Annotated in this window: 10 protein-coding genes and 7 tRNA genes; 16 read left to right on the forward strand and 1 reads right to left on the reverse strand. The window is 53.3% G+C overall.

Annotation, left to right across the window (positions count from 1 at the left end; genetic code table 11):
* Positions 1 to 186 precede the first annotated feature (186 nt).
* The 11 genes from NNN71_RS07170 to NNN71_RS07220 all read left to right on the forward strand — a co-directional run bounded on the left by NNN71_RS07170 (position 187) and on the right by NNN71_RS07220 (position 7,520).
* Entirely contained in the window at positions 187 to 2,208 is a 2,022-nt protein-coding gene (locus tag NNN71_RS07170) for an alpha-glucuronidase (protein ID WP_271458193.1), read from the forward strand.
* Positions 2,209 to 2,292: 84 nt separating this feature from the next.
* Complete coding sequence (locus NNN71_RS07175; RefSeq protein WP_167576401.1) at positions 2,293 to 3,762, forward strand: MFS transporter; 1,470 nt, start codon at positions 2,293 to 2,295, stop codon at positions 3,760 to 3,762.
* Positions 3,763 to 3,891: 129 nt separating this feature from the next.
* Positions 3,892 to 4,530 carry an oligogalacturonate-specific porin KdgM family protein gene (locus NNN71_RS07180; protein WP_167576402.1) on the forward strand — a complete coding sequence of 213 codons (639 nt, stop codon included), beginning with the start codon at positions 3,892 to 3,894 and terminating at the stop codon, positions 4,528 to 4,530.
* A gap of 299 nt (positions 4,531 to 4,829) precedes the next feature.
* Positions 4,830 to 6,494, forward strand: coding sequence for an asparagine synthase B (gene asnB, locus NNN71_RS07185; RefSeq protein WP_064548273.1), 1,665 nt, complete (start codon positions 4,830 to 4,832; stop codon positions 6,492 to 6,494).
* A gap of 322 nt (positions 6,495 to 6,816) precedes the next feature.
* Positions 6,817 to 6,893 (forward strand) — tRNA-Met (locus NNN71_RS07190).
* A 9-nt stretch (positions 6,894 to 6,902) separates the two neighbouring features.
* Positions 6,903 to 6,987 (forward strand) — tRNA-Leu (locus NNN71_RS07195).
* Between the two features lie 23 nt (positions 6,988 to 7,010).
* A tRNA-Gln gene (locus NNN71_RS07200) sits at positions 7,011 to 7,085 on the forward strand.
* 36 nt (positions 7,086 to 7,121) lie between these two features.
* A tRNA-Gln gene (locus NNN71_RS07205) sits at positions 7,122 to 7,196 on the forward strand.
* Between the two features lie 16 nt (positions 7,197 to 7,212).
* Positions 7,213 to 7,289 (forward strand) — tRNA-Met (locus tag NNN71_RS07210).
* A 45-nt stretch (positions 7,290 to 7,334) separates the two neighbouring features.
* Positions 7,335 to 7,409 (forward strand) — tRNA-Gln (locus tag NNN71_RS07215).
* A 36-nt stretch (positions 7,410 to 7,445) separates the two neighbouring features.
* A tRNA-Gln gene (locus tag NNN71_RS07220) sits at positions 7,446 to 7,520 on the forward strand.
* 124 nt (positions 7,521 to 7,644) lie between these two features.
* Here NNN71_RS07220 and ubiF read toward each other — a convergent pair.
* The gene (ubiF, locus tag NNN71_RS07225) at positions 7,645 to 8,808 is read right to left on the reverse strand and encodes a 3-demethoxyubiquinol 3-hydroxylase (protein ID WP_271458203.1); all 1,164 of its coding nucleotides are present in this window, start codon (positions 8,806 to 8,808) and stop codon (positions 7,645 to 7,647) included.
* A 149-nt stretch (positions 8,809 to 8,957) separates the two neighbouring features.
* Here ubiF and miaB point away from each other — a divergent pair, with 149 nt between their 5' ends.
* The 5 genes from miaB to lnt all read left to right on the forward strand — a co-directional run bounded on the left by miaB (position 8,958) and on the right by lnt (position 14,567).
* Positions 8,958 to 10,382 carry a tRNA (N6-isopentenyl adenosine(37)-C2)-methylthiotransferase MiaB gene (gene miaB, locus NNN71_RS07230; protein WP_065355523.1) on the forward strand — a complete coding sequence of 475 codons (1,425 nt, stop codon included), beginning with the start codon at positions 8,958 to 8,960 and terminating at the stop codon, positions 10,380 to 10,382.
* A 153-nt stretch (positions 10,383 to 10,535) separates the two neighbouring features.
* Positions 10,536 to 11,582 carry a PhoH family protein gene (locus NNN71_RS07235; protein WP_064548269.1) on the forward strand — a complete coding sequence of 349 codons (1,047 nt, stop codon included), beginning with the start codon at positions 10,536 to 10,538 and terminating at the stop codon, positions 11,580 to 11,582.
* Positions 11,579 to 12,046 carry an rRNA maturation RNase YbeY gene (gene ybeY / locus NNN71_RS07240; RefSeq protein WP_163446137.1) on the forward strand — a complete coding sequence of 156 codons (468 nt, stop codon included), beginning with the start codon at positions 11,579 to 11,581 and terminating at the stop codon, positions 12,044 to 12,046. The genes NNN71_RS07235 and ybeY overlap by 4 nt, the downstream gene beginning before the upstream one ends.
* 98 nt (positions 12,047 to 12,144) lie before the next feature.
* Positions 12,145 to 13,023 (forward strand): CNNM family magnesium/cobalt transport protein CorC, encoded by an 879-nt coding sequence (gene corC / locus NNN71_RS07245; RefSeq protein WP_064548409.1) that lies wholly within the window; start codon positions 12,145 to 12,147, stop codon positions 13,021 to 13,023.
* Positions 13,024 to 13,028: 5 nt separating this feature from the next.
* Positions 13,029 to 14,567 carry an apolipoprotein N-acyltransferase gene (gene lnt, locus NNN71_RS07250; RefSeq protein WP_271458194.1) on the forward strand — a complete coding sequence of 513 codons (1,539 nt, stop codon included), beginning with the start codon at positions 13,029 to 13,031 and terminating at the stop codon, positions 14,565 to 14,567.
* The last annotated feature ends 12 nt before the right edge of the window (positions 14,568 to 14,579 follow it).

Below are 14,579 nucleotides of genomic sequence, written 5' to 3' on the forward strand. Positions count from 1 at the left end.
CAGCAATACTACCCTTTCCGTTATATAACATAAATCCTCCCATCCTATTCCCACCCTGATAAAAAATGTGATCCATCATGTGAAAAATAATTATCGTAATCCCACAAGCTATTTTTATAATAGATTTCTTTAATTTCATTATTTACCCTCGCACTCATACTTGTATGGTGATCGAGAGGATAAATAATGAGACCGCGTCAGGAAATAGCCCAGCCCCGTCACTTTTCATATTGTTGGTTGCCCTCCAGCGTGGAAGGAACATGGCTTAAACCGTATTTACAAGCGGTTCATCTCCCCCATCAGGAGGACGAGAACAACCAGACATTGCTGCTGGAGATTAAACAACTCACTGCAGACACGGTAATAGCCGCCGCTCCTCATGAAGCCTCGCTAATTTTTAAACTCGAGCCCTTCACAGACTCTCAGCCATGTCATGGCGAATATCTGATTACACGCGATGATTACGCGATAACCATTACTGCCGGAGATTATGCCGGGTTACTGTATGGCTGGTTCCATTTGCTGCGTAATATCGCTAATCCAACGGGTGTGAAGGAAATAACAAAAGAACGCCCGGCTTTTGCAATCCGCATGATTAACCACTGGGATAATATGGATGGCTCGATCGAGCGCGGATATGCAGGCCGTTCACTCTTTTTCGCTGATAATAAAATAAGTTACGATGAAACTCGCCTGTGCCAATACGCACGTCTGCTGGCCAGCGTCGGCATCAACGCCCTGACGATAAACAATGTTAACGTCCACCATCATGAAACCAACCTGATTCGTCAACACCTGCTGCCTGACGTTGCCCGTATCGCGGCTATTTTCCGCCGCTACGCTATCCAGCTTTTCCTGAGCGTTAACTTTGCCGCGCCTATTGAAACCGGCGAACTCGCCACGGCAGACCCCTTTGATCCGCAGGTTGTGACGTGGTGGCAGCAACGCGCCGAAGAGATTTATCAATATATTCCTGATTTTGGCGGCTACGTAGTGAAAGCGGACTCGGAGCATCGCCCTGGCCCCTTCACCTATGAGCGTACCCATGCTGACGGCGCCAATATGCTAGCGCGCTCGTTAGCTCCTTACGGGGGTCTGCTGTACTGGCGCTGCTTCGTCTACAACTGCCAGCAAAAATGGTATGACCGTAGCACCGATCGCGCCCGTGCCGCCTGGGACCACTTTGCGCCACAGGATGGGCAGTTCGATGACAACGTTATTTTGCAGATCAAAAGCGGTCCGATGGACTTCCAGGTTCGTGAACCGGTATCACCCCTGCTGGGCGCGATGCCCCACACCAACAAAGTCATGGAATTGCAAATCACCCAGGAGTATACCGGCCAGCAAATCGATCTCTGCTGGTTAGTTCCCCAGTGGAAAACCATTCTCGGCTTTGATACCCAACCGGGAAGGCACGACGCCTCGATTGCCGATATCCTCGCAGGCCGTTGTCGTCAGCACTCTATGCGCCACAGCGGCGTCACGGCGGTGGTCAACACTGGCGATCATCCCTTCTGGACGGGTCATCCGCTTGCGCAGGCCAATCTCTACGGTTATGGCCGTTTAGTATGGGATCCTGAGATCGATGAACGCCTGCTGGCACAGGAGTGGTGCAAGCTCACGCTGTCTGACTCCCCCAAAACCGTCGACACCGTTAGCCAGATGCTGCTCAGCAGCTGGTTAGTTTACGAAAGCTATACCGCACCACTGGGTGTAGGCTGGATGGTACAGCCCCATCACCACTACGGTCCCGCGGTTGATGGCTACGAATACGATAGCTGGGGTACTTACCACTACGCTAACCGCTACGGTCTTGGCGTCGACCGCACCCAAAACAGCGGTACAGGATACGTAAAACAATATCATCCGCTCAACTGCCAGATGTATAACAATCCGAATCGTTGCCCGCAGGAGCTGATTTTATTCTTCCATCATCTGAAATATCGCCACGTCCTGCCTTCAGGTAAGACCGTTATCCAGCACATTTACGACAGCCACTTTAATGGCGTGGCTCAGGTTGAGGATTATATTCAAAAATGGGCTGAGCTTGCCGCTGATAAAAACATTCCAGAAGATCTATTTCACGAAGTACAAGAGCGTTTAAATAGACAACTGAATAACGCTGAAGCCTGGCGTGACCAGGTCAACACCTATTTTTATCGTAAATCAGGTATTCATGACTCACGAAACAGAAAGATTTATCCCTGATAAATAAAAACCATTAGCCGGTGGCATTTATGCCACCGCTAAATAAATTCATCTAACTTTATGGCGTATTTCTGGAGATACCCTATGAGCACCCCTGTACCGATTAAACTGCGAACCTATATTGGTTACGGCATGACGGACCTCTTTTCCAGCGGCGCATTTTCCATTATTGCGGCGTGGTTAATGTATTTTTTTACCAACTTTTCGGGTCTGACGCCCATTCAGGCAGGATCGATTCTATTTATCGCCAAAATTATCGATACCTTCGTTAGCCCCTGCGTTGGCTATCTTACCGATAATATCGGGAATACCCGGTTAGGCCGTCGTTTTGGTCGCCGACGCATCTTCCTGCTGCTGGGCGCAGTGCTGGTGTATGTCTATTCACTGCTGTGGATCCCCGGCATGCCCTATCTTTACTATCTGGTGGTCTACCTTTCCATAGAGATCATCGGTGCGCTGGTCATCATTCCCTGGGAAACCCTCGCTTCCGAAATGACCGACGACTACAAGCAGCGCAGTATTCTGTCCGCCGTTCGTCTGTTTTATGGCGGTTTCAGTACCTGGCTCGCGACCTTCTTACCGGGACGTCTGTTTGCACATTTCGGTACGTCGGACAGCAAAGTTTTCTTCATTAACGCCGTCATTTTCTCCGTTATTTTTATGGTGGCTCTGCTGGTCACCTGGTCCACCACCTGGGAGCGTAAACAGGAAAGCACGGCAGATGCCCCTAAAGCACGCAGCTTCAGCATAAAACATATTTTTACGGATATGGCTTCTACGCTACGCGTGCGCTGCTTCCGCCAGCACCTGACCATGTACGTGCTATCGTTTACCTCACTCGATCTGTTCTACACGGTATTTATCTATTTTATTATTTACTCGCTGAACAGCACTTCGGTGATGGCCTCAAACCTGTTGGCGGTGGGTATTTTCCTTACCGGCTGGAGTAACGCGCTGATGGCGTGGATGGTGATCCGTTATGGCCAGACCTGGAGCCTGAGAATCTGTCTGACCGTCAGCATGCTGTGCTTTTTTGTCTTTTCCGGGTTCTACTTCTGGAAGCCTTTATTGATGCTTCCCATCATGTACGTCACTTCGCTTATCTATCAGTTCTTCAAGGGTGGCTACGTCTATATTATCTGGAATATTTATCCTTTTATTCCTGATGTCGATGAATTGGTCACACGCCAACGCCGCGAAGGTGTTTTTGCTGGCGTGATGACGCTTGCCAGAAAAAGCACCTCAGCGCTGGCTGGAATGTTAATTGGCATCGTACTGCAAGCCGTCCATTTCGACGCGACCAGCAGCACTCAATCCATCACCACTATTCACGGGATTACTGCCCTGTTCTTTTTTGGCAACGTCATTTTGTTACTGCTCAGCACCATTATTGCGTTCCGCTTCAAGCTGTCGAAAGAGAATCATCAGATAGTCAAAAATGAAATTGCACGTTTGAAAAATGGCGGTTCGTTAAGCGATACGGCTCCTGAAACGAAGGCGGTACTGCACACCCTGACCGGCCTGCCGCATGAAAAATTGTGGCCCGAAAAATAACCTACTCTCATCCGAATTCAGTCGTATCGGAAATATAATTTAAATTCATAATGGATGAAAAGAATGAAAAATATCACCTTACTATCGACTGCTATTAGCCTTGCTCTTATGAGTACCTCTGCATCAGCAATGAAAATTACAGATTCCTGGGTTAACTTTCGTGAAGCTTATATGTCCGGGAGCGAACAATTCCAGACAAAAATAGAATACGGAATGAAATTGGATGACGACCTCTATTTCAGCATTCAGAATACTTCCGGGCAAGGTAAGCACTTTGATGAATTTAATAACCGCTATAATGAAATTGAATCCAACTATAAGATCCCACTTGCTTCACGCCTGTTCTTCTGGCCCGGTTTCGTTTTTAACTGGGGTTCTAACGGCAGCGCCTTTGATCCCTACGTCAAACTTGGCGTGCAGGTGACTGATAACTTCATGCTCATTGCAGGCTACCGCTATAACCAGAACAATTATCAGAGCTTCGACTATAACGGCGATTACACCGAAGATTCCAACCAGGAAGTTAACATCTGGGCCGACCTCAATGTCACCGACCGAATCTGGATGGAGTACAACTTTACCTATCATAAACGTGATGAAGATTATCGCTACGGCAATGGTTCGACCGAGAACTACGAGCATACGTTAGCGTTAAGCTACAAAATTGACGACCACTTTACGCCTTATATTGATGTCGCTTATCTGGATAAAGCCAGCGACGGCGATGACGAAAACCGGGTACGTATAGGCGTGTACTATCATTTCTGACGTTCTCATCACCCGGCAGCCTGGCGCTGTCGGGTGAGGTGCACAAATGCCACATCACACGCCCGCCAGAAAACGGAATCGATAAAAAAACCCGCATAAAAATGAAGATTCATCAATAACAGAAGATTCTACGTACGTATTTTTTAGTATTCATTAAGCCCTATTGCATTATTTCTTCCAGAGGCTGAAAAAGCCTTGCACCCGTGCGCCCTTTACGGCATTTTTTTAGTCATGCAAAGGCAACGCGATAGCGCAACGCCACACAACAACACAGCACAACAGGGTTAACGGAGAAGTCTATGTGTTCTATTTTTGGTGTACTGGATATTAAAACTGACGCGGGCGAGCTGCGTAAAAAAGCGCTTGAGCTCTCCCGCCTGATGCGCCACCGTGGCCCGGACTGGTCCGGTATTTACGCATGCGATAAAGCTATTCTTGCGCATGAACGTTTGTCGATTGTTGACGTGAACGCCGGCGCACAGCCGCTGTATAACGAAAAGAAAACGCACGCTCTGGCGGTCAACGGTGAAATCTACAACCATCAGGCCCTGCGTGCTGAATATGCCGATCGCTATCAGTTCCAGACCGGCTCAGACTGTGAAGTGATCCTCGCGCTGTACCAGGAAAAAGGCCCCGAGTTCCTTGACGATCTGCAGGGCATGTTCGCCTTCGCACTGTATGACAGCGAGAAAGACGCGTATCTGATTGGCCGCGACCATATCGGTATTATCCCGCTGTATATGGGCCATGATGAATTCGGCAACTTTTATGTCGCCTCAGAAATGAAGGCGCTGACTCCGGTTTGTCGCACCATTCAGGAGTTCCCGGCAGGCAGCTACCTGTGGAGCAAAGACGGCGAAATTCGTCAGTACTATCAGCGCGACTGGTTCGATTACGACGCGGTAAAAGACAACGTCACCGACAAAAATGAGCTTCGTCAGGCGCTGGAAGAATCCGTGAAAAGCCACCTGATGTCCGACGTTCCTTACGGCGTGCTGCTGTCCGGCGGTCTGGACTCTTCGGTTATCTCGGCTATCACCAAAAAATTCGCCGCCCGTCGCGTCGAAGATCAGGAACGCTCTGAAGCCTGGTGGCCGCAGTTGCACTCTTTCGCCGTCGGTCTGGAAGGTTCACCTGACCTGAAAGCCGCGCAGGAAGTGGCTAACCACCTCGGCACCGTGCACCATGAAATTCACTTCACCGTGCAGGAAGGTCTGGATGCCATTCGTGATGTTATCTACCACATCGAAACCTATGATGTGACCACCATCCGCGCCTCCACGCCGATGTACCTGATGTCACGTAAAATCAAAGCGATGGGCATCAAAATGGTGCTGTCTGGCGAAGGTTCTGATGAAGTGTTTGGCGGCTACCTGTACTTCCATAAAGCGCCGAACGCCAAAGAACTGCACGAAGAGACCGTACGTAAACTGCAGGCGCTGCATATGTATGACTGCGCCCGTGCCAACAAAGCGATGTCCGCCTGGGGCGTGGAAGCACGCGTGCCGTTCCTGGATAAAAAATTCCTCGATGTGGCAATGCGCATCAACCCGCAGGATAAAATGTGTGGCAACGGTAAAATGGAAAAACACGTGCTTCGCGAGTGTTTCGAATCCTATCTGCCGGCAAGCGTGGCGTGGCGCCAGAAAGAGCAGTTCTCTGACGGCGTTGGCTACAGCTGGATTGATACGCTGAAAGAAGTAGCGGCAAAACAGGTGACCGACCAGCAGCTGGAAACCGCACACTTCCGTTTCCCGTACAACACGCCGAGCTCAAAAGAAGGCTACCTGTACCGTGAAATCTTTGAAGAGCTGTTCCCGGTGCCGAGCGCTGCGGAATGCGTACCGGGTGGCCCGTCCGTAGCATGTTCCTCTGCGAAAGCCATTGAGTGGGATGAAGCATTCAAAACCATGGACGATCCGTCTGGCCGTGCGGTAGGCGTGCATCAGTCTGCTTATAAGTAAGCACGATGTTTTAATAGCAGGGCCCCGATGGCGACATCGGGGCCCTGCTTCTTTCCGCTGTCGGCAAACCCACGTTTGCAGTGATAACAATCATTTCTTAAACCGGTGCCAGAACCCACTAGCCAACGCACTGTGAAGGGTCTATTTTACGTTTGGGATAACGGTAAATAGCCAATAATTGCCGAATAATGCGCCAGGCTGTTCGCAACCTAACCAAACAGTCACATTCCGGTGAATTTCATTGAAAAAGGTGTTGACGGTCCAGGGCTCAATACGCATAATGCGCCCCGCAACGCCGATAAGGTAACGCGAAAAAAAAGATGGCTACGTAGCTCAGTTGGTTAGAGCACATCACTCATAATGATGGGGTCACAGGTTCGAATCCCGTCGTAGCCACCATCTTTTTTTGCGGGAGTGGCGAAATTGGTAGACGCACCAGATTTAGGTTCTGGCGCCGCAAGGTGTGCGAGTTCAAGTCTCGCCTCCCGCACCATTCACCAGTAAGCGTTGCACGGATGGGGTATCGCCAAGCGGTAAGGCACCGGTTTTTGATACCGGCATTCCCTGGTTCGAATCCAGGTACCCCAGCCATTTTTCTTCGATATTTGCGGTTAACCGCGACGGTATTGGGGTATCGCCAAGCGGTAAGGCACCGGTTTTTGATACCGGCATTCCCTGGTTCGAATCCAGGTACCCCAGCCATCGAAGAAAACAATCTGGCTACGTAGCTCAGTTGGTTAGAGCACATCACTCATAATGATGGGGTCACAGGTTCGAATCCCGTCGTAGCCACCATATTCCGGAGTGCCGGGTTTACCCGGTTATCCAAAAACAATTTGTTGGGGTATCGCCAAGCGGTAAGGCACCGGATTCTGATTCCGGCATTCCGAGGTTCGAATCCTCGTACCCCAGCCAATTTTAAAAGTCGTTCACATCAGTGAATGCACCCGTTGGGGTATCGCCAAGCGGTAAGGCACCGGATTCTGATTCCGGCATTCCGAGGTTCGAATCCTCGTACCCCAGCCAAATTTTAAAGCTCGCTTCGGCGAGCTTTTTTTGTTTTTGTCCCTGCCAGAATGCCGTAGGCCTGATAAGCAAAGCGCCATCAGGCAGCGTGCCGGATGGCAGCGCTGCCTTATCCGAACTACAACTACAATCCCAGCGCGTACTTCAGCGCCTGACGTTTCAATACGCCCGCCCGCTGTGCCGCCATTAACCCCACATTACGCAAAACCCGCAGCGGGCCGAGATCGTTGCTGAAACCGGCGTAGAACAGATCCATGCCGCTTTGCATCAGCAGATTGTCCACCCGACGGCGCGACTGATAGCGTTCGAGCACCGGCAGACTGGCCCAGTCTTCGCCGACGCTGCGTGCGTTCGCCAGCACGTCCAGCAGCGCATCAACGTCGCGGTAGCCCAGATTCACACCCTGCCCCGCCAGCGGATGAATGGTATGCGCGGCGTCGCCTACCAGCACCAGCCCCGGCTGCACATACTGCAACGCATGGCGGCGCGTCAGGGGGAATGCCCCTGCCGCCACCGGCGTAACATTTCCTAAACGCGCCGGAAAATGCGCGCTGATTTCTCGCTGAAGCTGCGTCATCGACAGCGCCTGTAGCTGGCGAATGCGCGCCGGGGTGTCGTACCACACCAGCGAAGCCCAGTTATCGTAAAGCGGTAAATAAGCACGCGGCCCGGTCGGTGTAAACTGCTGCCAGGTACTGTCACCCGGTTCGTTTTCGGACTTCACGGTGATCAGCATACAGGATTGTGGATACTGCCAGCCGTGCACGCCAATACCCGCCAGTTGCCGCACCTGCGACTGCGCCCCGTCGGCACCGACCACCAGACGAGCAACAATCTCAGTGTCATCCGCCAGATGCAAATGCTGGCCGTGTATTTCGTTTAACGCACTGCCGTGCAGCAGCGTGACCTGCGGATGCGCCTCCAGCGCCTGCCACAGCGCCAGCTGTAGAACATTGTTCTCGACCATATAGCCGAGGTTTGGCAGCTTCAGCTCGGCGGCGTCGAATACCACATGCGCGGTCTGCCACTCCCAGGTCTCAAGACGCCGCCACGGATGCGCGCGCATTGCCAGTACGGCGTCCCAGACACCCAGGCTGCGTAACAGCTGCACAGACGCGGCGCTGATGGCGGAAATGCGCACGTCCGGCTGAGCCGTAGGATCAAATGCCGGAGGCGGCGCTTTATCCAGCACCACAACCGAAAAACCATTCTGCGCCAGACCTAACGCTAACGCGCCGCCGACCATCCCACCGCCGATAACGGCGACGTCAGTATGTCGAATTGTCATCATTTATTATCCTTAAAGCCGAATCCCTTAAGTTTACCGGACTTTTGCCCTTTACGGCGAATATCCGCCAGGCTGGTCACAACCGCGTCAAAGCATTACAATACGCGCCCGGCAATGTTGGCTATTCATAATTGAGCAAGAGCAAGGCGATGACAAAAAAACTCCATATTAAAACCTGGGGCTGTCAGATGAACGAATACGATTCATCAAAGATGGCCGATCTGCTGGATGCCACTCATGGGTATCAACTGACTGAAAATGCAGCAGAAGCCGATGTCTTGCTGCTGAACACCTGCTCAATTCGAGAGAAAGCGCAGGAGAAAGTCTTTCACCAGTTAGGCCGCTGGAAATTAATCAAAGCCAAAAATCCAAAGGTCATTATTGGTGTCGGCGGCTGCGTTGCGTCTCAGGAAGGCAAACTCATTCGCCAACGCGCCCACTACGTAGATATTATTTTCGGGCCGCAAACGCTGCACCGTCTGCCAGAAATGATTGACGCCGTACGCAACAATCGTCGCCCGGTGATTGACGTCAGCTTCCCGGAAATCGAGAAGTTTGACCGTCTGCCTGAACCGCGCGCCGAAGGCCCGACCGCATTCGTTTCCATCATGGAAGGCTGTAACAAGTACTGCACTTACTGCGTGGTGCCGTATACCCGTGGTGAAGAAGTCAGCCGCCCATGCGACGACATCTTATTTGAGATTGCCCAACTGGCCGCTCAGGGCGTGCGTGAAGTCAACCTGCTGGGACAGAACGTTAACGCCTGGCGCGGTGAGAACTACGATGGCACCACCGGCTCCTTCGCGGAACTGCTGCGCCTGGTGGCCGCCATTGACGGGATCGACCGCGTGCGCTTCACCACCAGCCACCCGATCGAGTTCACCGACGACATCATCGAAGTCTATCGCGATACGCCGGAGCTGGTGAGCTTCCTGCACCTGCCGATTCAGAGCGGTTCGGACCGCGTGCTGAACCTGATGGGCCGCCCGCACACCGCGCTGGAGTACAAATCGATTATCCGTAAGCTGCGCGCCGCGCGTCCGGATATTCAGATAAGCTCCGACTTTATCGTCGGTTTCCCGGGAGAAACGACCCAGGACTTCGAGCAGACCATGAAGCTGATTGCCGATGTGAACTTTGACGTGAGCTTTAGCTTTGTCTTCTCCGCGCGTCCAGGCACGCCGGCAGCCGATATGGTCGACGATGTACCGGAAGAAGAGAAAAAGCAGCGCCTGTACATTCTGCAGGAGCGTATCAACCAGCAAGCGATGGCCTGGAGCCGCCGTATGCTTGGCACCGTCCAGCGTATCCTGGTGGAAGGTACCTCGCGTAAAAGCATTATGGAGCTGACCGGGCGCACTGAGAACAACCGCGTGGTCAACTTTGAAGGCACGCCGGACATGGTCGGTAAGTTTGTTGACGTGGAAATTATCGACGTCTACACCAACTCCCTGCGCGGCAAGCTGGTGCGCACCGAAGATGAGATGGGCCTGCGTGTGGTTGAAACGCCGGAGTCAGTCATTGCGCGTACCCGCAGAGAGAGCGACCTGGGCGTAGGAATCTACCAGCCTTAATCTTCATGGCCCGTCAACTCTGGCGGGCCTTGTATTTCCTCCTGCCACCCCCATATTTATCGCAATGCTTGCGCCTTTTGACTGCGGCGTGAATAATTCCTTTACGAGCCAAAGACGCGTGTCCTACGGCTATACAGACATAAGAGGAACAGTTTGAACATAGACACTCGCGAAATTACCCTGGAGCCTGCAGACAATGCCCGTCTGCTGAGCCTGTGTGGCCCGTTTGATGACAATATCAAACAGCTGGAGCGACGACTGGGCATCGAAATCAACCGCCGCGATAACCATTTCAAACTGACGGGACGCGCCATCTGCGTGACCGCCGCTGCTGATATTCTACGTAACCTGTATGTCGACACCGCCCCGATGCGCGGCCAGATTCAGGACATTGAGCCAGAGCAGATCCACCTGGCGATTAAAGAAGCGCGCGTGCTGGAACAGAGCGCCGAGAGCGTGCCGGACTACGGCAAAGCCATCAATATCAAAACCAAGCGTGGGGTGATCAAACCGCGTACGCCTAACCAGGCGCAGTACATCGCCCACATTCTCGATCACGATATCACCTTCGGTATCGGCCCGGCAGGTACCGGTAAAACCTACCTGGCGGTGGCGGCTGCGGTCGACGCGCTGGAGCGTCAGGAAATTCGCCGTATTCTGCTGACCCGTCCGGCGGTTGAAGCGGGCGAAAAACTTGGCTTCCTGCCTGGTGATTTAAGCCAAAAGGTTGACCCGTATCTGCGCCCGCTGTACGACGCGCTGTTCGAGATGCTCGGCTTCGAGAAAGTTGAGAAGCTGATGGAGCGTAACGTCATCGAAGTCGCGCCGCTGGCCTACATGCGCGGCCGTACGCTGAACGATGCGTTTATCATTCTTGATGAAAGCCAGAACACCACCATCGAACAGATGAAGATGTTCCTGACGCGTATCGGCTTTAACTCTAAAGCGGTTATCACCGGCGACGTCACCCAGATTGACCTGCCGCGCAGCACCAAATCCGGCCTGCGCCATGCTATCGAAGTGCTGGCCGAAGTTGATGAAATCAGCTTTAACTTCTTCCACAGCGAAGACGTGGTGCGCCACCCGGTGGTTGCCCGCATCGTCAACGCCTATGAGGCGTGGGAAGAAGCCGATCAAAAACGTAAAGCCGAGCTGGCCGCAGAACGCAAACGCGAAGCTCAGGCGCAGGAGCAGAAATGAGTCAGGTGATCCTCGATCTCCAGTTGGCCTGTGAAAATAACACCGGTCTGCCAGAAGAAAGTCAGTTCCAGGGCTGGCTGGATGCCGTTATCCCGCAGTTCCAGGAGGAATCAGAAGTGACGATTCGCCTGGTGGATGAAGCTGAGAGCCATGAACTGAACCTCACCTATCGCGGTAAGGATAAACCGACCAACGTGCTCTCCTTCCCGTTTGAAGCGCCACCGGGTATGGAGATGCCGCTGTTGGGCGATCTGATCATCTGCCGTCAGGTGGTGGAGCAGGAAGCCGCTGAGCAAGGCAAACCGTTGGAAGCCCACTGGGCGCACATGGTTGTCCACGGCAGCCTGCATCTGCTGGGCTATGACCACATCGAAGATGAGGAAGCGGAAGAGATGGAAAGCCTCGAGACAGAGATAATGCTTGCTCTGGGCTATGAGGATCCGTACATTTCCGAGAAAGAATAAAGCGTTGGGCTGCGGCCCAATGTTTTTCCATGCCGTCCGGCGCTGAATTTACGCGCGACGAGCGACAGTTTAATCAACATGAGAACCCAAACGACGCCATGAGCGACGACAATTCACACAGTAGTGACACAGTAAACAGCAAAAAGGGATTCTTCTCCCTCTTACTCAGCCAGCTTTTCCACGGTGAACCGAAAAACCGTGACGATCTTCTGGCGCTGATCCGTGATTCCGGGCAAAACGAGCTTATCGATGAAGATACGCGCGACATGCTCGAAGGGGTAATGGATATCGCCGACCAGCGCGTCCGCGACATCATGATCCCGCGCTCCCAAATGATTACCCTGAAACGCAACCAGACCCTGGACGAATGTCTTGATGTGATCATCGAGTCCGCCCACTCGCGTTTCCCGGTTATCAGCGAGGACAAAGATCACATTGAAGGGATTCTGATGGCCAAGGATCTGCTGCCGTTTATGCGCAGCGATGCCGAAGCTTTCAGCATGGATAAAGTGTTACGCACCGCGGTTGTCGTACCGGAAAGCAAACGGGTTGACCGTATGCTCAAGGAATTCCGCTCCCAGCGCTACCATATGGCCATCGTTATCGATGAGTTTGGCGGCGTTTCGGGCCTGGTGACTATCGAAGATATTCTGGAGCTTATCGTCGGCGAAATCGAAGACGAGTATGACGAAGAGGACGATATCGACTTCCGTCAGCTCAGCCGCCACACCTGGACGGTGCGCGCGCTGGCCTCTATCGAAGACTTCAACGACGCCTTCAGCACCCACTTCAGCGATGAAGAGGTCGATACCATCGGCGGGCTGGTGATGCAGGCCTTTGGTCATCTGCCGGCGCGTGGGGAAACCATCGACATTGATGGTTACCAGTTTAAGGTGGCGATGGCTGACAGCCGTCGTATTATTCAGGTTCATGTTAAGATTCCGGACGATTCCCCCCAACCGAAACTGGACGAATAATCTCCATGGCATTTGCCTCATTGCTTGAACGCCAGCGCATTCGCCTGCTGCTGGCGCTACTTTTCGGAGCCAGCGGTACGCTGGCTTTTTCTCCTTATGACATCTGGCCTGCGGCGATTATCTCGCTGATGGGTCTGCAGGGGCTGACACTCAACCGTCGCCCGGTGCAGGCGGCGGCCATTGGTTATTTCTGGGGCTTTGGCCTGTTTGGCTCCGGTATCAACTGGGTTTATGTCAGTATTGCGCAGTTTGGCGGTATGCCTGGCGCGGTCAACGTCTTCCTCGTGGTGCTGCTGGCGGCTTACCTGTCGCTGTATACCGGCCTGTTTGCCGGTGTTTTGTCGCGGCTGTGGCCGAAAACGAACTGGCTGCGCGTAGCGATTGCCGCGCCGGTCGTCTGGCAGTTGACCGAATTCCTGCGCGGCTGGGTGCTGACCGGCTTCCCGTGGCTGCAGTTTGGCTACAGCCAGATTGACGGGCCGCTGAAAGGGCTCGCGCCGCTGATGGGCGTGGAGGCGATTAACTTCCTGCTGATGATGGTAAGCGGCCTGCTGGTGCTGGCGCTGGTCACCCGTAACTGGCGTCCGCTGGTCATCGGCGTGGTGCTCTTTGCCCTGCCCTTCCCGCTGCGCTATATCCAGTGGTACACCCTGCAAACCGACAAAACCACTCAGGTTTCGCTGGTCCAGGGGGACATTCCGCAGGCGTTGAAGTGGGACGAAAACCAGCTGCTGAATACGCTAAAAGTCTACCTCGACGCTACCGAGCAGGTGATGGGCAAATCGCAACTGATTATCTGGCCGGAGTCGGCGATTCCGGATCTGGAAATCAACCAGCAGCGCTTCCTCAGCATGATGGACGATCTCCTGCGCGCCAAAGACAGTACGCTGATTACGGGCATCGTCGATTCGCGCCTCAACAAGCAGAACCGTTACGACACCTACAACACCATTATCACGCTGGGCAAAGACAGCCCATACAGCTACGAATCCAGCAACCGCTATAACAAGAACCATCTGGTGCCGTTTGGCGAGTTTGTGCCGCTGGAGTCTATTCTGCGTCCGCTGGCGCCGTTCTTCGACCTGCCAATGTCATCCTTCAGCCGTGGGCCGTATATTCAGCCGCAGTTGCAGGCGCATAATCTGAAGCTCACCGCCGCGATCTGCTACGAAATTATTCTCGGCCAGCAGGTGCGCGACAACTTCCGCCCGGACACTAACTTCCTGCTAACCATCTCTAACGATGCGTGGTTTGGTAAGTCCATCGGCCCGTGGCAGCACTTCCAGATGGCGCGGATGCGTGCGCTCGAGCTGGCGCGCCCGCTGCTGCGCAGCACCAACAACGGCATTACCGCCGTCATTGGCCCGCGCGGTGAAATTCAGGCGATGATCCCGCAGTTTACCCGCCAGGTGCTGACCACCAAAGTCACGCCGACCACCGGCCTGACGCCGTACGCGCGAACCGGTGACTGGACGGTGTGGGTGATTACCGTACTGTTCGGCTTTGGCGCGCTAGTGATGAGCCTGCGTCAACGCCGCAAATAAAACATCGTACTA

Source organism: Kluyvera sp. Awk 3 (assembly GCF_028069715.1).
In the GTDB taxonomy this organism is placed as follows: Bacteria; Pseudomonadota; Gammaproteobacteria; order Enterobacterales; family Enterobacteriaceae; genus Kluyvera; species Kluyvera georgiana_A.

Bases quoted from the DNA above. Each gene is read 5' to 3' on its own strand.
- NNN71_RS07170 (WP_271458193.1), top strand. From the start codon at position 187: ATGAGACCGCGTCAGGAAATAGCCCAGCCCCGTCACTTTTCATATTGT.
- NNN71_RS07175 (WP_167576401.1), top strand. From the start codon at position 2,293: ATGAGCACCCCTGTACCGATTAAACTGCGAACCTATATTGGTTACGGC.
- NNN71_RS07180 (WP_167576402.1), top strand. From the start codon at position 3,892: ATGAAAATTACAGATTCCTGGGTTAACTTTCGTGAAGCTTATATGTCC.
- asnB (WP_064548273.1), top strand. From the start codon at position 4,830: ATGTGTTCTATTTTTGGTGTACTGGATATTAAAACTGACGCGGGCGAG.
- ubiF (WP_271458203.1), bottom strand. From the start codon at position 8,808: ATGACAATTCGACATACTGACGTCGCCGTTATCGGCGGTGGGATGGTC.
- miaB (WP_065355523.1), top strand. From the start codon at position 8,958: ATGACAAAAAAACTCCATATTAAAACCTGGGGCTGTCAGATGAACGAA.
- ybeY (WP_163446137.1), top strand. From the start codon at position 11,579: ATGAGTCAGGTGATCCTCGATCTCCAGTTGGCCTGTGAAAATAACACC.
- corC (WP_064548409.1), top strand. From the start codon at position 12,145: ATGAGCGACGACAATTCACACAGTAGTGACACAGTAAACAGCAAAAAG.
- lnt (WP_271458194.1), top strand. From the start codon at position 13,029: ATGGCATTTGCCTCATTGCTTGAACGCCAGCGCATTCGCCTGCTGCTG.